This is a genomic window from Streptomyces sp. NPDC006643 (genome assembly GCF_042870175.1).
Taxonomy (GTDB): domain Bacteria; phylum Actinomycetota; class Actinomycetes; order Streptomycetales; family Streptomycetaceae; genus Streptomyces.
Map to the genome: position 1 here is coordinate 69191 of NZ_JBIAHA010000023.1, position 19980 is coordinate 89170.

The following is a 19980-nucleotide window of genomic DNA, read 5'->3' on the forward strand; positions in this document are numbered from 1 at the left end:
CCGTCGATGCCCTCGCGCAGGATGTCGGCCTGCCCGGTATGCCGGATGGACTTGTTCCGGGGAAGGGCGGTCGAAGACCAGTCGCGGTCAATGGGCGGCGTGCGTCGTATTCCGACAAGCCGTCGAGTTTCCAGAGCAGCGCCTAGCGGTCTCGCCGCAGTCTCCCGGGCAGATCGCCTTTCGCGAATTCGTCGATCATGCGGCATGAGCCTGCCAGTGGCTGATCGTGGTCCCGATTCCCGTACGTGTTCCGCGACTCATGGCACCGCGCGGAGTGGATCCGGAGCGCTCCCTCCGCGCTCGTGGCCTGGGCTTTTGGCGTGCGGCGCAAAGCCCTGTTCGGCGATGTCCGCGGCAGTGAAACTCAGGTGCGACGAGGGAGTTCGACCCGCCGCCGAGTTGGTGGTCGGCACATCGAGAAGCGCGACTGGAAGGAATCTCATCATGTCCATCAGGAAGGCCCTGACACGGCTGGGGGCCGGTACGGCGGCTGTGACGGTCATGCTCACCTTGGGGCTCGGCACAACGCCGGCCTCTGCGAACGTCAACGACGGTTACATCAGCGGCGCCGGGACCTTGTTCGACGACTGGGGCGACGAGGGGACCGTCTCCCGGTACTCGCATGCCAGCTCCAACGCCGCCTGTCTGTGGCAGCAAGTCCTTTGGGCGGAAGGCTACGGCCACAATTTCGAAATCGACGGGATCTTCGGGCCGACCACCGAGTCCCGTACGAAGAGCCTGCAAAGGAGGTGGGGCCTGGCCGACGACGGCATCGTCGGCAAGAACACCTGGTCCAAGGCCGGAGAGAATCTGGGCTACGGGCAACTCGTCAACGACGGGCCGAACCGGCAGTACCGGATGAGATACACGGGCGACAGCGACGACTTCGTCCTCTATCGCGGAGAAACGGGCAGGCACGGCTTCTACGAGCTGGCAAACGAGAACTGGCGCGTCGCCGGCTACAACTCCCGTACCTGCACGTGACGATCCTGTCGGTGGTCGGTCCGGGCGCGCGAGCCCGGCAGGATCGACAAGACACCCCCTAGGCTCGGGACATGACGAATCAGCGCCGGGACGCCGCTGAGGTGCGGGCGGGGGCTCTCGCGTCGGGGGTGCGGTTGCGCATCATTCGGCTGACGCGGACGCAGGCTATGACCAACAAGGAGTTGGCCGTGCGGCTGGGCAGGGATCCGGCGACCACGCTTCACCATGTACGGAAGCTGGTGGACGCCGGGCTGCTGGAGGCGCAGGCACCGAGGCGGGGGAATCGTGGCGCGAGGGAGATTCCCTATCTGTCCAGCGGGCTTCCGTGGGCCGGAGGTCCGCTGGGCGAAGGTCCCGTCGGCGGGGCGATGTTGGGGGCCTTTCTGTCCGAGGCCGGCGAACTCGACATGAAGGACGTCCGCCAGGCCAGGTTCGTACTGGATCTCACACCTCGGCGGCGGGCGGAGTACGAACGGCGGCTGGCAGCGCTCGTCGACGAGTTCGACGACGACGCCGTCGAGGCGGACACCGAGCGGACCGCTGTCTATATCGCCGTCTATCCGAGTGTGTGATCGCCCGCCCGCTTGACGCGGGGGGAATCCCCGCGCACGGCTGTCGGCATGGTCAAGTGATTGGATTCCATCAATCGCTTTGCGACGGCAACCATTGCGGGAGTTGGGCGGACATCGGGCCCCACACGCCCCGGCCGCGCCGAACTCGGCCCGCACCACAAGGCGTTCGCGGGCCGCTTCGCCGGACATCCGGTGCGGCCGGTCCGGATCGGCGGATCTTTCCTCGCCGTACCGGACCCCCTCAGCACACGCCGACAACCCCCCGCAAGAGCGCGCCTCCGGACGTATTCAGGTCTGAAAGCGGAGGGCCCGCAGCGGTGGAGTTCAAGATTCGGCCATGCCGAACGCACGGGAAAGTCGCTCGAAAGCCTGCTGAATGCCGCAGTCATGGCCAGCCGCACCACGCGACCCACTCACCCCACCAGACGTAGTCCGCCTCAGCCGCAACGGGGACGGATCGAGCGGCAAACTGCGTGTGTTCGTCATGTAACCCGTTGCAATCAAATGCAAAGGGACTGCAAACAGGCTCAAACCCGCCGCCCGTCAAGGGAGTTTCCGGCACGGACCACCCAGGTCCGGCAGCGCGCACACGCTTTGCAGTAAAGCCGGAAAGGTGCCGGCGCGCGCCCCGGCGTGTGGTCGGGCGCGCCCCGTCCCCACACCGAGCGTGCTCTCCGGCCGCGGACCGGAAGTAGTCCTTGCGTCGGGAGCCGTAGCCGTCAACCATTCGATCCGCGCAGCTTGGCAGGTCCACGACCAGCAACCACTGGTCGGGGACCCGTACGCATCGGCGGCCCGCCCTACCGGACGGGCCGTCCATCCCCCACTACCTCCGGAGGATCTCGTGATCTTCAAGCGCTTCTCCCCGCTCAACGGCACGTCCAGACGGGCTCGGCTCGTCGCCGTGGCGTCCGGTCTGGTGACCGCCGTCGCGCTCGCGGCCCCCTCGGCCGTCGCCGCCCCGGCCCCCGAGGTCAAGGCCACCGCCACGCAGCTCGCCGCCGCCAGCTCGGCCGTGCTCGAAGCGGACGTGGCTGGCACCGCCTGGTACACCGAGGCGAGCACCGGCAAGATCGTCGTGACCATCGACAGCACCGTGTCGAAGGCCGAACTGGCCGAGGTCAAGAGCGCGCTGGCGGACTCCAAGGCGGAGCTGACGGTCAAGCGCACCAACGGTAAGTTCAGCCCGCTGATCGCCGGTGGCGAAGCCATCACCACCAGCGGCAGCCGCTGTTCGCTCGGCTTCAACGTGTCCGTCGGCGGCGTGGCCCACGCGCTGACCGCCGGTCACTGCACCAACATCGGTGCCAGCTGGTCCATAGGCACGCGTACCGGGACCAGCTTCCCGACGAACGACTACGGCATCATCCGCCACTCCAACCCGGCGGCGGCCGACGGCCGGGTCTACCTGTACAACGGCACGTACCAGGACATCACGTCGGCGGGCAACGCGTTCGTCGGCCAGTCCGTGCGTCGCAGCGGCAGCACCACGGGCGTCTGGGGCGGTACGGTCACCGGTCTCAACGCCACCGTCAACTACGGTGCCAGCGGCATCGTGTACGGCATGATCCAGACCAACGTCTGCGCCGAGCCCGGTGACAGCGGTGGCTCGCTCTTCGCCGGCAGCGTGGCGCTGGGCCTCACCTCCGGCGGCAGTGGCAACTGCCGTACGGGTGGCACCACGTTCTACCAGCCCGTCACGGAGGCCCTGAGCGTCTACGGCGCCAGCGTCCTCTAGCACGCGACTCGCACCACCGGCGGACCGCGCCTCGGCGCGGTCCGCCGTCGTCGTCACTCGTCGTCACACACGCCCCGCACCGCACACGCACCGCGCCGCGCTAGACCCGGCCCAGGCGGGAGAGCAGCCCCCGGTGCGCCCAGCCCGTCCGGCGCAGGCCCGCCCAGACACAGCAGGCGGCGACACCGACCGCGAGTGCCGTCGCGACGAGCGGGGACGCGACGGCGTGCATGACGGCGACACCGATCACCACGACCACGAAACCGTCGAACTGCCAGGCCACGACGCGCAGTCCGGAGAGGTCGCCGAGCGGCGTGATGACCGGCAGAAGCAGTTCGAGCGGCAGATGCAGCTTCATCTCGCGCAGGAATCTGGCGCCGAGGACGAGCACCACCGACCCCGCGACAAGGAGGACCGTATGCACCGACGGCGCGCCGTGCTGGGGCCATCGGGCCACGGTCGCGGGCCCACCGCCCAGGCATACGCCGACCGTCACGGCGACGACCGGCCAGAGCAGCGTGCGGGCGAGTGTGCCGCCCCACCATTCGCCGAACAGCGGGGCCAGGGTCAGCTCGTCCCGCAGCCCGCGCCAGGTCTCGCCCACCCACCCGCTGCCCAGATACACACCGATCGACCCGGCCGTCCACCACAGCGCCGCCGGGCCGCCGCCGTCCCGTCCGGCCACCCCATGGGTCAGCGCGGCGCCGCCGACCAGCAGGAGCGTCACAGCGGCGCTCGCGCGGCCGGGCGTCCGCAGCGCGCGGACCGCCCCTTGGGCGAGATGGCCGCGAAGGCGCCCGTCCGGGCGGATCAGCGCCGATGTGAAGCCGTGTGGCTCGGGCCGGTAGAGGTCGAGTGCGTGGTGGAGCGTGCCCGTCCACGCGTACGCCTGCGCCTGGGAGGCACGGGCCGACTCGCGGGCCAGCCGGGCGAGGTCGATGTTGCGGATCGAACGGAAGGCCGCCCGTCCCACGGCCGCTCCGGCGGTCGCCAGCACACCGGCGACGAGCCAGAGCCCGTACCCGCCCGCCGGGGTCGTGCGGCTCAGCGCCGCGACGGCGAGTGCCACGGCGCCCGCTACGGAGGCGAGGACGAGATTGTCGCGTACCGCCCGGACCTGCCCCCACAGCCAGGCGACGGCGGCGACGCCGACGGTCCCCGCCACGACGGCGAGGCCCGGCAGCGCGGTGCCGGGCCGGTCGAAGAGATCGGTCGCGAGGTACGCCGCCGCGCACGCCGCCAGCAGCGTGAGCGTGCCCCCGTACGCCAGTCGGCGCCGGGCGATCGTGCCGAGGTAGCGCGCCGGGGAGAGGTCCGTGGACATGAACACGTGCAGCAGGAACGGCGGGATGACCAGCGGTCCCCAGAACCGGCCCGCGAGTTGGGCGCCCCAGCACGCCGCCAATGCGAACGCGCAGGCGAGCGGCGTCACTTCGGCGAGCGGCCCCACGGATATCAGCGCCGGGGACGTGCTCCGGGCGTGGACCATCGGCACCAGGTAGAAGACGCCGAACAGCGCGACGAGATACGCGGTGTAGGCGCGGCCACGCACCGTGGCCCGGCCGCCCCGGCGGGCGTACCGCTGCCGTACGGCGTGGACGCGATCCCCGGCGGTCGCGTCATGGGCCGGGGTGGCGTGCGTCGTCATCCCAACTCCACACGGCCGTCGCGAACTTCGACCAGGGCGGGCTCGTGGGTGGCGATCAGGAACGCCGTACTCTCCCGCGCCGCCCGCTCGGTGAGCAGCGCGGCCACCAACTCGACGCGGTCGGAGTCGAGATGGCGCTCGGGTTCGTCGAGCAGGACGACATCGGCGGGGCGCACCAACGTCAGGGCGAGGCTGAAGAGTTGCAGCTGTCCGGACGAGACCTGATGGGGAAACCGTTCGCCCAGCGAGGACAGTCCGAGCCGCTCGATGATCCGTTCGGCCCGGTCGGCGGTCTCCGGGGCGTTGCCGTACCAGGACGCGGCGACCAGCGTCACCTGCTCGCGCAGCGTCATGTCCCGGGCGAACGGGACGGGTTCGACCAGGGAGGCCACGAACCGCCGGTGCGAGGGCCTGGCCAGATCGGCTGCCTCGCCCCGTACCGAACACGTACCGGCCGTCAGTCGGCGACTGCCCAGGAAGGCGCGCAGCAGCGTCGTCTTCCCCGTACCGTTGCCGCCGGTGACACACCAGATCCCGCCCGGCGGCACCGCGAACGTCGTGGGCGCGAGCAGCGTGGTGTCGCCGAGCGTGACGGTGGCCCCGTCCGCCGCGATCACCGGAACTCCGGTCACTTTCCCTCCAGAACCGTGCGGTGATCCCATGCCCGCAACGGTACGCGCCGTCAATTCGGCCGCGCCGCGCGGTCGTTAGGGTCGCGGTCATGACGATCACGTACACATGGCGGGGCGATTTCGAGAACGCGGCCGTCAACGCGCTGCACGCCGAGGGCTTCGGGCATCCGGTCCTGGACATCGACTGGGTGGGGCAGGTGCGCCGGCACAGTCTCGGCTGGGTCTGTGCGCGGCACGAGGGTGCGCTCGTCGGATTCGTGAATGTCGCGTGGGACGGCGGCGTGCACGCGTTCGTCCTGGACACCGTGGTCGGCGGCGGTCTCCGGCGCTCGGGAATCGGGGCCCGACTCGTCGCCACAGCAGCCGAAGGGGCCCGCGCGGCGAAGTGTGAGTGGCTGCATGTCGACTTCGACGACGACCTGCGGGCGTTCTACTTCGACGCCTGCGGGTTCACGCCGACGAGCGCCGGTCTCCTCGCGCTCCGGTCGCGGAGTACTCCGGCCTCGTAGCGCACCGATCTCGAAGCACCCCGGTCTCGTAGCGCACCGATCTTGTAGCGCCCCGGTCTCGTAGCGCACCGATCTTGTAGCGCCCGTATCTCATCGCGCCCCGCGCGGGCAACTGTGCGCCGGGCGCCCGTACTCGCCGATAGTGTCGGGCCGATCTGACCACGGGGTACACGGGAGTACGGGTGCGAGGACGCGTCACATGCATGGTGCTGCTGGCCGGTGCCGGCGTCACTCTGGCCGCGTTGGGGGCGCTGGCCGCCAACGCCGCGACGTCGGACGCGCGTTGGCCCGGCGTTCTGGATCTGTTACGCCGCAACTCCTGGGAGTCCGTCGCGGCTACGACCCTGCTGGCCGTCCTGGTCGCGGCCTCGGTGGTCGTACGGCAGGAGAAGCCCGCCGCCGCCGCGAGTGACCCACCGCCGCCCGAACCGCCCCCGGTCGCCGACTGGGTGGTCGACCGGGCGCAGGGGGACGAGGTCGTCGCGGCCGTGTGCGGCAGCGGCGGGGCCGTCGGGATCACGACCTCGCTGTCCGGCGCGGGCGGCTTCGGCAAGACGACGCTGGCCGGGGTGGTGTGCGCCAACCCCCAGGTACAGCGGCGGTTCCGCGGCCGGGTGTACACCGTCACCATCGGCCGGGACGTGCGGGGCCGGGCCGCGATCGCGGCGAAGGTGGCCGAGGCCACCCGCTTCATCACCGGGAACACCGAGGAGTTCGACGACCCCGCTCTCGCCGGCGCCCATCTGGGCCGGCTGCTGAACCAGCGCCCGCGCACACTGCTGGTCCTGGACGACGTGTGGGAGAGCGAGCAGCTCGCCCCCTTCCTGCGCGGCGGGAAACGCTGCGTACGCCTGGTCACGACCCGTGTCCCCTCGCTGCTGCCGCCGGACGCCCGGTCGATCGCCGTCGACGAGATGTCGCCCGACCAGGCGCGGGCCGTCCTGACCCATCAACTGCCGCCCCTCTCCGGCGACATCACGGACGCCCTGCTGCGGGCCACCGGCCGGTGGGCGCTGCTGCTGCGCCTGGCGAACCGGCTCATCGCGGAACAGGTCGCCACCGGCGCCGACGTCACCACCGCCGCCACGGACATGCTGCGGGAGCTGTCCGCGCGTGGCCCGACGGTGGTGGACCGTACGCCGGGCGCCCTGAACCTGGACGATCCCGAGCGCAGGAACCGGGCGGTGCGGGCCACGGTCGAGGCGGCCACCACACTCCTGCCCCCGGGCGGCGCCGACCGCTTCGCGGAGCTGGCCGTGTTCGCGGAGGACGAGGCGGTGCCGTTGTCACTCGTCGCGCGGTTGTGGCGCTCGACCGGCGGTCTGACCGAAGCGCGGTCCCGCGCCCTGTGCGCGGACCTGGAACGGCTGTCGTTGCTGTCGCTGTCCGCCGAACACGCGGGCCGGATCACCCTGCACGACGTGATCCGCGACTACCTGGCCGGTGAGCTGGGCGAGACGGCGCTGGCCGCCGTCCACGCCCGGCTGGTCGACGCCGTCGCCGACGATCTGCCCCCCGCCGGTCCCCTGGCCGCCGACGCGCCCGATCCGGGCAGGGCGTGGTGGGAACTGCGCGAGGGCTATCTGCTCGATCATCTGATCGAGCATCTGCTGGCCGCCGGTCCGGCCGAGTTCGCCGAGGCCGTGGCGAGCGATCTGCGCTGGGTGGAGACCCGGCTGGCGCAGCGCGGTCCCACCGCCCCCTGGAGCGATCTCACCCGGATCGGGAGCCCCACCGCCGCCGCACGCGCCCACACCATCGCGCAGGCCGCCCATCTCCTCACCCCCACCGACCCCGCCGGTGCGCTGACAGCGGTGCTGCACAGCCGCTTCGAAGGGCTCCCGCTCTGGCGCGACCAGGTCGCCGCGCGACAGCGATCGCCGCTCCCGGGGCCGGTGTTGGTCAACGCGTGGCCGCCGCCCGACCTCCCCGTCCCGGCACTGCTGCGTACGCTCACCGGATTCGGCGGGCCGGTGAGCCGGCTGGCGATCGCGCCGAACGGCACCTGGCTCGCCACCGTCCAGGGACCGGGCGAGGTGCACATCTGGGACCCGGTCGGCGGGACCCGTACCGCCACCCTCAGCCGGCCCAGGGGCAGGAGCAGAAGGCAGGTGGTGACGTCACTGGTGATCGCCCCGGACAGCAACTGGCTCGTCACCGCCAACGGGACGGACAAGGTGCGGATCTGGGATCCCGCCGGCGGGCCCCCCGTCGCCACCATCTTCGCGCCGCCCAGCGACGACGTCCCGCAGTCGGTGAGTTCGGTGGCGATCTCGCCGGACGGGACCGAGGTCGCCGCCGTCAGTGACAAGAGGACGGGCATCTGGGCGCCCACGGGCGGCAACGCGATCGCTTCCTTCCCGACCTGGCACTCGCGCGGTGTGTGGCAGGTGACCAGCGTGGCGGACGGGGCCTGGTTCGCCTACACCTGCTACGGCAGGAAGGTGCGGATCGCCCGCCCGGAGGAACCCCTGTGCACCGTGGTTCTCGCCGAACCCTCGGTCCTGGTGGAGTCGGTGACGGTCGCCCCGGACGGGACCTGGATCGCCATCGCCTGCGACGACCGGACCGTACGGCTCTGGAGCCTGCGGACGCAGAACTTCACCGCCACCCTCACCGGGCACACCGGCGCGGTGCGCGCGGTCGCGATCTCGCCGAGCGGGGCCTGGGTCGCCACCGCCGGCGACGACCAGACCGTACGGCTCTGGGACCGGAGCACCGGCTCCTGCGGCGCCGTACTCACCGGCCACACCGGCGCGGTGCGCGCGGTCGCGATCTCGCCGAGCGGGGCCTGGGTCGCCACCGCCAGCGACGACCAGACCGTACGGCTCTGGGACCGGAGCACCGGCTCCTGCGGCGCCGTACTCACCGGCCACGCCGGGCGGGTGGAGTCCGTGACGTACGCGCCGGACGGCAGCTGGCTCGCCACCACCAGCGACGACAGGACGGTACGGATCTGGAACCGCGCCGACGGAGGGCCGACGTTCGCTCCGCACGACCCCGTCGGCCGGATGGCGCTGATGGCGATCGCGCCCGACGGCAGCTGGATCGCCACCACCGGCGCGGCGCGCACCCTGTGGATCTGGGACCGGGCAAGCGGTACGAGCACGACGATCCCGGCGAGTGAGACCGGCGGGGAGGAGCCCATGGCGATCTCGCCGGACGGCAGCTGGCTCGCCGCCGGCGCGGAGGGCACGGTACGGATCTGGGACCGGACGAGCGAGCGGTGCACGGGCACCCTCACCGGGCACGCCGGTGCGGTGCGGTCGGTGACGATCGCGCCGGACGGGACCTGGCTCGCCACGACCGACGCGCAGGGGACGCTGCGGATCTGGGACCGGGCGAGCGGCACCTGCACCCGCACCGTTGCCGCGTACGGGGCGGGATCGGTGACCGTCGCGTCCGACGGCAGCTGGCTCGCCACCACCGGTCAGGACATGACGGTGCGGTTCTGGGACCGGGCCGACGGGGCGTGTACGTCGCTCCTCACCGCCCACGCCGACGGAGCGACATCCGTCTCCGTCGCACCGGACGGCGCCTGGCTCGCCACCACCGACGCGGAGGGGACGCTGCGGATCTGGGACCGCGCCACCGAGCGGGTGGCGAGCGTGATGCGCGTCGACGGTCCCCTGCACTGCTGTCTGTGGGCACCCGACAGCCGCGTCGTCGCGGCGGCCGGGGAACGGGGGCTGTATCTCTTCACGTTCCGTACCTGACGGGGCGTCAGGCACGCGCGGCGCGTCGGGTACGGGCGGCGCGCCGGGTACTGGCGGCGCTTCAGGTACGGGCGGCGCGTCGGCTCAGCGGCCGGAGTGGCGGATCGTCAGCCGGCCGAAGCCCATCGTTCCGGAGATCCGGATCGTCGGGCCACCGGGGCGGGCGTGCCGCGGGGGCTTGTAATGCGTGTCCTTCCACCCGGTGTTCAGATTCTCGATGTCGACGACCGCGTCGCGCGGCACCGTGATCTTGGCCCGGCCGGTGCCGAGTTGCAGCTCGATGTCGACCACCGGGTGCTCGACGACCGCCCGGGACAGGTCCAGGTCGACCTTTCCGAACGCGGACTCGACCTTCAGATTCCGGGGCACCCGCCACGCGCCGTGCCGTTTGATCCGGCCGCCCTGTGCGGCGATCGTGGACGTGGTGGGTGCCTTCTCCGCCGGGAGCGAGGCCAGTACGGGCGCCAGCTCGCCGTGCGTCTTGGCGGTGAGCGCGGTGTGCAGGTGTGCGTCCATCTCCTCGTGGGAGAGGTGCCCTTCGGCGTACGCCTCCTGAAGGCGCCGTACGGCCGTGTCACGGTCGTCTTCGCTGATCTGTCGCTGCGGGTTCTCCGGCAGAGGGGTCACCGCCTCACTCTAGTGGGCGACGGTCGGGGTCCGGCCGAAGAGCCGGCCCGCGAGGTCGACACCCACGACCGCGCCGCTGTCGTCGCGGCTGAAGTAGCCCCGCTGGTCCTTCAGTCCACCCTCCGTGATGATGTACTCCTCACCGTCGCCGGGCAGGAAGCCGACGGCGGCCGGCCCGTAGTCCGGCGGCATGTCGGCGTCCGACGCCGCGCGGATCTCGGGCTTGATCCCGACCGCGAGGGTGAGCCGGGATCCGTCCGTGGCGATGTCGAGGACCATGGCGTCGCCCTCGTAGCGGCCGACGACCTCGCGGGCCCGCTCCTCCTCGTACGGGACGGGCTCCGGGGCGCGGTCGACGACGCCGAGGCAGTGCGCGAGGGCCCATCGCACGACGGACTGGTTGAGGGGGTAGCCGTCCGGGCCACCGTTGGAGAGCGAGACGACGGCGAAGTCATGTTCGGGCACGAGGAGCAGTTCGGCGAACTGGCCGTTGCCCGAGCCGCCGTGGCCGACCGTACGGACACCGTCCACGTCGCGCAGGAACCAGCAGATCCCGAAGGCGTCGCCGAGTGTGCTGGCGCGCAGCTCGACCGTCGCGTCCTTCATGCTGTGCAGCGTCTCGGCGGGCAACACGCCCTCGCCGTCGCCGAGTTGGAAACGGGCCCAGCGGAGCAGATCGCTCACGCTGGACGCGCCGCCGCCGCCGGGGTTGTCGCCGCGCGCGCCCTCCCGGAACGCCTTCCACGGCTGGGCGACGCGCAGTTCGCCATCCTCGCCCCGGTTGTGTCCCACGGCGAACTTACGGACCATCACGTCGTCCAGGCCGAAGACGGTGTCCGACAGACCCACCGGCTCCAGGACCAGTGAGGCCACGGCCTGCTCGAAGGGCAGCCCGGTGACCTTCTCGATGATCCGCCCCGCCAGGTTGTATCCGGCCTGGCTGTACGAGGCGCGGGTGCCGGGAGGCGCGATCACCGTCAGCTCGGACATCCGCGCGACGAAGCCGGGCAGTGAGCTGTCCCCCTCGCCGGTGTCGATGAGGTTCCAGTCGAGGCCCCCGGTGTGGTTGAGCAGGTTGAGCACGGTGATCTGCTCCGCCGCCCGCTCGTCGGTGAGCCGAAGCTCGGGGACGTAGCGGCGCACCGGTGCGTCCAGGTCCACCTTTCCCTCGGCGACCAGGCGCATCATCGCGGTCGCCGTGAAGGTCTTCGTCACCGACGCCAGATGGAACACCGTCTTCTCGTCCACCGGCAGCGGGTGGCCGACGCTGGTCACGCCATGGGAGGCGTAGATCTCCCGGCCGCCCAGCAGCACTCCGACGGCGACGCCCGGGACGCCGAACTCCTCGGCTCGCGCCGCGACGAACTCCGACAGCTCTTCTTGCAGCTCTCCCCGAAGCCCTTCCCGCACCTGCGTCTCCTGCGACATCCGCTTCTCCTTCGCCTTGGCCCGATCCCTCTTGAACTAAGTACAAGTCGGAGACTAGAACGCTTCCCCGCCCCTTCGCAAGGGTTGCGTGAACTTAGTTCAAGTAGGCTGCCGCCATGACTCGGAACACGCTGACCACGGACCGGATCGTGCGCGCCGCGATCGAGCTGCTGGACGAGGAGGGGCTGGACGGCCTCAACATGCGCAGCCTCGGTCAGCGGCTCAACTCGGCCGCCACGGCGGTCTACTGGCACGTCAAGACCAAGGACGACCTGGTCCGGCTGGCCGGTGACGCGATCTACGCCGAGGTCGAGCCGGTCGATCTCGACTCGACCGACTGGCGCACGGCGGCCACCGCCCAGGCCACCGGTATGCACGCGATGCTGACGCGGCACCCCTGGTACGTGCAGGCCTTCGGCAGCCATCTCCTGTACGGCGCCGGCAAATCCGGCAACGACAACCACAGCCTCGCCATCTACGAGAAAGCGGGCTTCGCCCCCGCCGACGCGGACCGGGCAGCGGCCACCGTCTTCGTCCACGTGCTCGGCAGCGCCCTCGGGCCGGCCTCGCAGGTCTCACTGACCCGGCGGCTACGGAAGAACGGCGAAGACGCCGAACAGCAGTTGACCGACACCCTGGCGCGCGGCGCGGAGATCGCCAAGCAGTTCCCGCTGCTGCGCGAACGCCTCGACACCGCCGCAGCGGCCGAGTACGCGGCGGCGCCCGACGACAGCTTCGCGTTCGGCCTCCAGGCCATCCTCGACGGCTTCGAGGCACGCCTCGCGGCCTCCTGACGGCCGGGCCGGTGACGGGGACTGTATGGAAACCGTCAAAGCGACAGCCTCGGGCGTAAGGGAAGCGTCAGCAAGACTCAGATTCCCCCGAACACGGGTTCTCCTCTAGAGGTCCTTGATTGTCGATCTCTTTCAGGAGTTCACGATGGCCGACGTGGCCTTCGTCGTCACCACGATCGCGTTGTTCGCGTTGGTGGCTCTCGTTGCCAGGGGGGTGGCGAAGCTATGACCGTGGAAAACGTTGTGGGTCTCGTCGTCGCCGTCGCTCTGCTGGGATATCTGGTCCTCGCTCTTGTGTTCCCGGAGAGGTTCTGAGTCCTGATGAGCCCGGTTCTTGCCGGTGTGCTTCAGTTGCTCGCGCTGATGGTGGCGCTGGCGCTGGCATACCGTCCGCTCGGTGATTACATGGCCGGTGTCTATTCCTCCCCGAAGCATTTGCGGGTCGAGAAATGGATCTACCGGGCTGTGGGTGCCGATCCCGCCACGGAGATGCGGTGGCCCGCGTATCTGCGCGGTGTTCTCGGCTTCTCGCTGGTGAGTGTCCTGTTCCTGTATCTGATGCAAAGGGTCCAGGGCAGTCTGCCTGGTTCTCTGGGTTTCGCGTCGATCGATCCGGACCAGGCGTTCAACACCGCCGCGTCGTTCGTGTCGAACACCAACTGGCAGTCGTACTACGGCGAGCAGGCCATGGGCCATGTGGTGCAGACCGGCGGGCTGGCGGTGCAGAACTTCCTGTCGGCGGCGGTGGGCATGGCGGTCGCGGTCGCGCTGGTACGGGGTTTCGCCCGCTCCCGTACGGGTGAGCTGGGGAACTTCTGGGCGGACCTGGTACGCGGCACGGTACGGATCCTGCTCCCGGTCGCGCTGGTCGGAGCGGTGCTCCTGGTGGCGTGCGGGGCGATTCAGAACTTCGCCGGGATCCATCCGGTGGGCCAGTTCCCGGGCGGGGTGCAGGAGTGGAACGGCGGTGCGGTCGCGTCGCAGGAGGCGATCAAGGAGCTGGGCACGAACGGCGGCGGGTACTTCAACGCCAACTCCGCCCACCCGTTTGAGAATCCGAACGGGCTGTCGAACCTTCTCCAGGTTTTCCTGATCCTGCTGATTCCGCTGTCGCTGACGCGGACGTTCGGCCGGATGGTGGGGAGTGTGAAGCAGGGATACGCGATCCTCGCGGCGATGGTGACGATCTGGGTGGTGTTCACCGGGCTGATGATGTGGACCGAGTTCCACCACGGCGGGCCGGCGTTCGACATCGCCGGGGGTGCGCTGGAGGGCAAGGAGACCCGGTTCGGTATCGGCGCCTCCTCCATTTTCTCGGTCGCGACGACACTCACCTCGACGGGCGCGGTGAATTCGTTCCTGTCGTCGTACACCGGTTTCGGCGGCGGGATCGCGATGCTGGGAATGCAGCTGGGCGAGATCGCGCCGGGCGGTGTGGGATCGGGGCTCTACGGAATCCTCATCATGGCGGTGATCGCGGTGTTCCTCGCCGGGCTGATGGTGGGGCGGACACCGGAGTATCTGGGGAAGAAGATCGGCACGAGGCAGATCAAGTTCGCCGCGTGTTACATCCTCATCACCCCCGCTCTGGTGCTGTGTTTCACCGCGGTCGCGATGGCGCTGGACACGCCCGCGCATTCGATGACGAACAGCGGTGCGCACGGCTTCTCGGAGATTCTGTACGCGTATACGTCGGGGGCGAACAACAACGGTTCGGCGTTCGCCGGGCTGAACGCGGACACGCAGTGGTTCAACACCACGATCGGGATCGCGATGCTCCTGGGGCGGTTCCTGCCGATGGTGTTCGTGCTGGCGCTGGCCGGGTCCCTGGCCGAGCAGAAACCGGTCCCGGAGACCGCGGGCACCCTGCGCACCGACAAACCGCTGTTCAGCGGTCTCCTCGTCGGCACGATCATGATCGTCGCCGGTCTGACCTACTTCCCCGCACTCGCGCTGGGACCGCTCGCCGAAGGACTCGCCTCATGACCACCGCCATCAAACACAGCGATGCGCCCGCACGCCACCAATCCGACGGGCGGGTCGGGGGCGGGCTGTTCGACCCCCGGCAGTTGGTGAGGTCGTTTCCGGATGCGCTGAGGAAGCTCGATCCGCGGGTGATGGTCAAGTCACCGGTGATGTTCGTGGTCGAGACCGGCTCGGTGCTGACGACGGTGCTGGCGCTCACGGAGCCGGGTGAGTGGTTCGGCTGGGCGATCACCGCCTGGCTGTGGCTGACGACGATCTTCGCGAACCTCGCCGAGGCGGTCGCCGAAGGCCGCGGCAAAGCCCAGGCCGACACCCTGCGCAAGGCGAAGACCGACTCGGTCGCACGACGCCTGACCGGGCGGAACGCGGAGCCCGTACAAGAGGAGCGTGTTCCTGGGACCGATCTGCGGATCGGCGACCTCGTGGTCTGTGAGGCGGGGGATGTGATCCCGGGTGACGGGGATGTGGTGGAGGGCGTCGCGTCGGTGGACGAGTCGGCGATCACGGGTGAATCGGCGCCGGTGATCCGGGAGTCGGGCGGGGACCGCAGCGCGGTCACCGGCGGGACGAAGGTCCTGTCCGACCGTATCGTCATCAAGATCACGACGAAGCCCGGCGAGACGTTCATCGACCGGATGATCGCACTCGTCGAGGGCGCGGCCCGGCAGAAGACACCCAACGAGATCGCGCTGAACATTCTCCTCGCGTCGCTGACGATCGTGTTCCTGCTGGCCGTGGTCACCCTCCAGCCGTTCGCGATCTACGCCGGCGCCCAGCAGTCCATGATCGTCCTGACCGCGCTGCTGGTCTGTCTGATCCCGACCACGATCGGGGCACTGCTGTCCGCGATCGGAATCGCCGGCATGGACCGCCTCGTCCAGCGCAACGTCCTGGCCATGTCCGGCCGCGCGGTGGAAGCCGCGGGCGACGTCTCGACACTCCTCCTGGACAAGACCGGCACCATCACCCTCGGCAACCGCCAAGCCGCCGAACTCCTCCCCGTGGAAGGCGTGACCGAGACCCAACTCGCCGACGCCGCCCAGCTCTCCTCCCTCGCCGACGAGACGCCCGAGGGCCGTTCCATCGTCGTACTCGCGAAGGAGAAGTACGGGCTGCGGGAACGCAGGCAGGGTGAGCTGGGCCAGGCGGAGTGGGTGCCGTTCACCGCGCAGACCCGCATGTCGGGCGTCGATGTCGACAGCCGCAAGATCCGCAAGGGCGCGGCCGGTTCGGTCATCACCTGGGTCACCGAACGCGGCGGTCAGGTGGCTCCGGACGCGCACATGTTGACGGACCGTATCTCCGAGGACGGCGGGACGCCGCTGCTGGTGGCGGTGGAGGACGGGCACGGCGCCCGGGTGCTGGGGGTGATTCATCTGAAGGATGTGGTGAAGGAGGGCATGCGGGAGCGGTTCGAGGAGCTGCGCCGGATGGGGATCAAGACGGTGATGATCACGGGTGACAATCCGCTGACGGCGCGGGCCATCGCCCAGGAGGCCGGGGTGGACGACTTCCTCGCCGAGGCCACTCCCGAGGACAAGATGGCCCTCATCCGCCGTGAGCAGGCCGGCGGGAAGCTCGTCGCGATGACCGGCGACGGCACCAACGACGCCCCCGCACTCGCCCAGGCCGATGTCGGGGTGGCGATGAACACCGGCACCTCCGCCGCCAAAGAGGCCGGGAACATGGTCGATCTGGACTCCAACCCGACGAAACTCATCGAGATCGTCGAGATCGGGAAACAACTCCTCATCACCCGGGGCGCGTTGACGACGTTCTCCATCGCCAACGATGTCGCGAAGTACTTCGCGATCATCCCCGCGATGTTCGCCGTCGTCTATCCGGGCCTGGACACCCTCAACATCATGAGCCTGTCCTCACCCGAGTCCGCGATCCTCTCCGCCGTCATCTTCAACGCCCTGGTCATCATCGCCCTCGTCCCCCTGGCCCTGCGCGGGGTGCGCTACCGGCCCATGAGCGCCGACCGGATGCTCCGCCGCAACCTCGGCATCTACGGCATCGGCGGCCTCATCGCCCCCTTCGCCGGCATCAAACTCATCGACCTCCTCATCTCTCTCATCCCCGGAATCGGCTGATGACCATGAACACCACCCTCGGCACCTCCACCCGCCTCCTCACCGCCGGACTCCGCGCCCTGCTCGTCCTCACCATCCTGTGCGGGGTCATCTACCCCCTCGCCGTCATGGGCATCGGACAGGGACTGTTCAACCATCAGGCGAACGGCTCCGAGATCACCGCCAACGGCAAAGTCGTCGGCTCCGAACTCATCGGCCAGCGCTACGACCTGCCCCTCAAAGACGGCCAGGAGACGCCGGACCCGGACCTGAAGTGGTTCCAGCCCCGCCCCTCCAACGGACTCGGCACCAACAGCGTCAACACCCAGTACCAGCTCATCCTCTCCGGAGCCACCAACAGAGCCGGTGACAACGCCGAGCTGATCCAGTGGGTGAAGGACGCCAAAGCAGCCGTCATCAAGGACAACTCCGTCGACGGCTACACCGTCAAACCCTCGGATGTCCCGCCCGACGCGGTGACCTCCTCCGGCTCCGGCCTCGACCCCGCCATCTCCCCCCAGTACGCCGACATCCAGGTCCACCGCATCGCGAAGCTGAACAACCTCGATGTCACAGCCGTCCAGAAACTCGTGGACAACCACACCGACGGCCGCATCCTCGGCTTCATCGGCGAACCAAACGTCAACGTCCTGAAGTTGAACATCGCACTCAAGGCCCTCGCCCAGAGATGACACCATGAGACGTGGCAAGCTCCGGATCTATCTCGGCGCCGCGCCCGGCGTCGGCAAGACGTACGCGATGCTCGCCGAGGCGCAGCGCCGGGTGGAGCGGGGCACGGACTGTGTCGTCGCTTTTGTGGAGCACCACAACCGGCCCCGTACGGAGGTGATGCTCCACGGTCTGGAGCAGATCCGGCGGCTGGAGATCCCGTACCGCGGCAGCGTCTTCACGGAGATGGACGTGGACGCCGTTCTGGCGCGGCGTCCGGCCGTCGCCCTCGTGGACGAACTCGCGCACACCAACGTGCCGGGCTCCCGGAACTCCAAACGCTGGCAGGACGTCGAGGAGTTGCTCCGGGCGGGCATCGACGTCATCTCCACCGTCAACATCCAGCATCTGGAGTCGCTCGGCGATGTCGTCGAGTCGATAACGGGCGTACGGCAGCGGGAGACCGTCCCCGACGAGGTGGTGCGGCGCGCCGATCAGATCGAGCTGGTCGACATGGATCCGCAGGCGCTGCGGCGCCGTATGGCGCACGGGAACATCTATCAGCCCGACAAGCTCGACGCGGCTCTGTCCAACTACTTCCGCCCCGGGAACCTCACCGCGCTGCGCGAGTTGGCGCTGCTCTGGACCGCGGACCGGGTGGACGAGTACCTCCAGCAGTACCGGGGCGAGCACAACATCCGCTCCACCTGGCAGGCCCGTGAGCGGATCGTCGTCGGTCTCACCGGCGGACCGGAGGGCCGTACGCTCATCCGGCGTGCCGTCCGGCTGGCGGAGAAGGGGGCCGGCGGTGAGGTGCTGGCCGTGTACATCGCCCGCAGTGACGGCCTCACCTCGGTCTCGCCCAAGGAACTGACCCTCCAGCGCACCCTCGTGGAAGACCTCGGCGGCACCTTCCACCATGTCATCGGCGACGACGTGCCCTCGGCGCTGCTGGAGTTCGCGCGCGGCGTCAACGCCACGCAGGTCGTGCTCGGTTCAAGCCGCCGTAAGACCTGGCAGTACGCCTTCGGCCCCGGGGTCGGTCAGACGGTCACCCGGGACTCCGGTCCCGATCTCGACGTCCATATCGTCACGCACGGGGAGGTCGCCAGGGGCCGGGGGCTGCCGGTGGCGCGCGGCGCGCGACTGGGCCGGGCGCGGATCGTCGGGGGCTGGCTCACGGGCGTCGTGGGACCGGTGCTGCTGACGCTGCTGCTGGACGGTCTGGCCCCGGACGTCGGGCTGGCCAACGACATGCTGCTCTTTCTGACGCTGACGGTGGCCGCGGCCCTGCTGGGCGGTCTGGTCCCGGCGCTCGCCTCGGCGGCGTTCGGCTCGCTGCTGCTGAACTACTACTTCACGCCGCCGCTGCACGAGTTCACGATCGCCGATCCGCAGAACATCGTCGCGATCATGATCTTCTTCGCGGTCGCGGTCTCGGTGGCGTCCGTGGTCGACATCGCGGCCCGGCGCACCCATCAGGCGGCGAGACTCCGTGCCGAGTCCGAGATCCTGTCCTTCCTGGCGGGCAGTGTGCTGCGCGGCGAGACCACCCTGGACGCCCTGCTGGAACGCGTACGCGAGACCTTCGCCATGGAATCGGTGGTGCTGCTGGAGCGCGAGAGCGACATCGCTCCGTGGACCCGCGCGGGCAGTGTGGGGGCGGGGGAACTGGTCGAACGGCCCGAGGACGCGGACGTCGACATGCCCGTCGGCGACCACATGGCACTTGCCCTGTCCGGCCGGGTGCTGCCCGCCGAGGACCGCCGGGTGCTCTCCGCGTTCGCCGCCCAGGCCGCCGTCGTCCTCGACCGCCAGCGCCTGGTCGGCGAGGCCGGGCAGGCTCGTGAACTGGCCGAGGGCAACCGGATCCGTACCGCTCTGCTCGCCGCCGTCAGCCACGACCTGCGCACCCCGCTGGCCGGTATCAAGGCCGCGGTGACCTCGCTCCGCTCGGACGACGTCGAATGGTCCGACGAGGACCACGCCGAACTCCTCGCGGGCATCGAGGACGGCGCCGACCGCCTGGACAATCTGATCGGCAACCTCCTCGACATGTCCCGCCTCCAGACCGGCACGGTGACCACGCTGATCCGCGAGATCGATCTGGACGAGGTCGTCCCGATGGCTCTCGGCGGGGTGCCGCAGGGCAGTGTCGTCCTCGACATCCCGGAGGACGTGCCGATGGTCGCCGTCGATCCGGGGCTGCTGGAGCGCGCCGTGGCCAACATCGTCGAGAACGCCGTCAAGTACAGCCCCGACAACGCGCCGGTGCTCGTCTCCGCCAGCGCGATCGCCGACCGGGTCGAGGTACGTGTGGTGGACCGGGGCCCCGGCGTCCCGGACGACGCGAAGGACCGGATCTTCGCTCCTTTCCAGCGGTACGGGGACGCGCCGCGCGGTGCTGGAGTGGGGCTCGGTCTCGCGGTCGCCCGGGGCTTCGCGGAGGCGATGGGTGGCACCCTCACCGCGGAGGACACCCCGGGCGGCGGCTTCACGACGGTGCTCACGCTGCGCCCCGCCGCCGGCCACCCGCCGACGCGCCCGGACCTGCCGCCCATGGCGACTTCCTGACCACCGGACCGCTCTTGGCAGGGGCACC

At 70.0% G+C, this 19980-nt stretch carries 15 protein-coding genes and 1 pseudogene; 11 read left to right on the plus strand and 5 right to left on the minus strand.

All coding sequences use genetic code 11. From position 1 onward, the window contains the following. Nucleotides 1-76: 76 nt before the first annotated feature. Nucleotides 77-199: pseudogene (locus ACFYNU_RS28660) on the minus strand (type I restriction endonuclease subunit M); the annotation flags it as partial. A 245-nt stretch (nucleotides 200-444) separates the two neighbouring features. Between ACFYNU_RS28660 and ACFYNU_RS28665 the strand changes: the two are divergent. The 3 genes from ACFYNU_RS28665 (at nucleotide 445) to ACFYNU_RS28675 (ending at nucleotide 3294) form a co-directional block, all read left to right on the plus strand. After that, nucleotides 445-984, plus strand: coding sequence for a peptidoglycan-binding protein (locus ACFYNU_RS28665; protein ID WP_356596585.1), 540 nt, complete (start codon nucleotides 445-447; stop codon nucleotides 982-984). Between the two features lie 71 nt (nucleotides 985-1055). After that, nucleotides 1056-1556 carry a winged helix-turn-helix domain-containing protein gene (locus tag ACFYNU_RS28670; protein WP_356596587.1) on the plus strand — a complete coding sequence of 167 codons (501 nt, stop codon included), beginning with the start codon at nucleotides 1056-1058 and terminating at the stop codon, nucleotides 1554-1556. A gap of 844 nt (nucleotides 1557-2400) precedes the next feature. Continuing rightward, nucleotides 2401-3294: a S1 family peptidase gene (locus tag ACFYNU_RS28675; protein ID WP_356596589.1), complete on the plus strand. Its 894-nt coding sequence runs from the start codon at nucleotides 2401-2403 to the stop codon at nucleotides 3292-3294. A 100-nt stretch (nucleotides 3295-3394) separates the two neighbouring features. On the opposite strand, the gene ACFYNU_RS28680 is transcribed toward ACFYNU_RS28675, so the two are convergent. Continuing rightward, nucleotides 3395-4942, minus strand: coding sequence for a hypothetical protein (locus tag ACFYNU_RS28680; RefSeq protein ID WP_356596591.1), 1548 nt, complete (start codon nucleotides 4940-4942; stop codon nucleotides 3395-3397). After that, a complete protein-coding gene (locus ACFYNU_RS28685) occupies nucleotides 4939-5574 on the minus strand; it encodes an ATP-binding cassette domain-containing protein (RefSeq protein ID WP_356596593.1) in 636 nt (211 codons plus the stop codon). The genes ACFYNU_RS28680 and ACFYNU_RS28685 overlap by 4 nt, the downstream gene beginning before the upstream one ends. 89 nt (nucleotides 5575-5663) lie before the next feature. Here ACFYNU_RS28685 and ACFYNU_RS28690 point away from each other — a divergent pair, with 89 nt between their 5' ends. Next, on the plus strand, nucleotides 5664-6083 hold the full coding sequence (locus tag ACFYNU_RS28690; RefSeq protein ID WP_356596595.1) for a GNAT family N-acetyltransferase: 420 nt from the start codon (nucleotides 5664-5666) through the stop codon (nucleotides 6081-6083). A gap of 203 nt (nucleotides 6084-6286) precedes the next feature. Then, nucleotides 6287-9799 carry an NB-ARC domain-containing protein gene (locus ACFYNU_RS28695; RefSeq protein ID WP_356596597.1) on the plus strand — a complete coding sequence of 1171 codons (3513 nt, stop codon included), beginning with the start codon at nucleotides 6287-6289 and terminating at the stop codon, nucleotides 9797-9799. 84 nt (nucleotides 9800-9883) lie between these two features. Here ACFYNU_RS28695 and ACFYNU_RS28700 read toward each other — a convergent pair whose 3' ends face one another. Both ACFYNU_RS28700 and ACFYNU_RS28705 read right to left on the minus strand, forming a co-directional pair. After that, nucleotides 9884-10426: a DUF1707 domain-containing protein gene (locus ACFYNU_RS28700; RefSeq protein ID WP_356596599.1), complete on the minus strand. Its 543-nt coding sequence runs from the start codon at nucleotides 10424-10426 to the stop codon at nucleotides 9884-9886. 9 nt (nucleotides 10427-10435) lie between these two features. Then, nucleotides 10436-11854, minus strand: coding sequence for a serine hydrolase domain-containing protein (locus ACFYNU_RS28705; RefSeq protein ID WP_356596601.1), 1419 nt, complete (start codon nucleotides 11852-11854; stop codon nucleotides 10436-10438). A gap of 116 nt (nucleotides 11855-11970) precedes the next feature. Between ACFYNU_RS28705 and ACFYNU_RS28710 the strand changes: the two genes are divergently transcribed. From ACFYNU_RS28710 to ACFYNU_RS28735, 6 genes are all read left to right on the plus strand, one after another. Continuing rightward, nucleotides 11971-12648 carry a TetR/AcrR family transcriptional regulator C-terminal domain-containing protein gene (locus ACFYNU_RS28710; protein WP_356596603.1) on the plus strand — a complete coding sequence of 226 codons (678 nt, stop codon included), beginning with the start codon at nucleotides 11971-11973 and terminating at the stop codon, nucleotides 12646-12648. A 225-nt stretch (nucleotides 12649-12873) separates the two neighbouring features. Next, nucleotides 12874-12963 carry a K(+)-transporting ATPase subunit F gene (gene kdpF, locus ACFYNU_RS28715; protein ID WP_023537980.1) on the plus strand — a complete coding sequence of 30 codons (90 nt, stop codon included), beginning with the start codon at nucleotides 12874-12876 and terminating at the stop codon, nucleotides 12961-12963. Between the two features lie 6 nt (nucleotides 12964-12969). Next, entirely contained in the window at nucleotides 12970-14634 is a 1665-nt protein-coding gene (gene kdpA / locus ACFYNU_RS28720) for a potassium-transporting ATPase subunit KdpA (protein WP_388767593.1), read from the plus strand. Further along, nucleotides 14631-16730 (plus strand): potassium-transporting ATPase subunit KdpB, encoded by a 2100-nt coding sequence (gene kdpB / locus ACFYNU_RS28725; protein WP_388767595.1) that lies wholly within the window; start codon nucleotides 14631-14633, stop codon nucleotides 16728-16730. Before kdpA ends, kdpB begins: the two co-directional genes overlap by 4 nt. 5 nt (nucleotides 16731-16735) lie before the next feature. Further along, a complete protein-coding gene (locus ACFYNU_RS28730) occupies nucleotides 16736-17401 on the plus strand; it encodes a potassium-transporting ATPase subunit C (protein ID WP_388767597.1) in 666 nt (221 codons plus the stop codon). Between the two features lie 4 nt (nucleotides 17402-17405). Further along, nucleotides 17406-19952 carry a sensor histidine kinase KdpD gene (locus ACFYNU_RS28735; protein ID WP_356590957.1) on the plus strand — a complete coding sequence of 849 codons (2547 nt, stop codon included), beginning with the start codon at nucleotides 17406-17408 and terminating at the stop codon, nucleotides 19950-19952. Nucleotides 19953-19980: the final 28 nt, after the last annotated feature.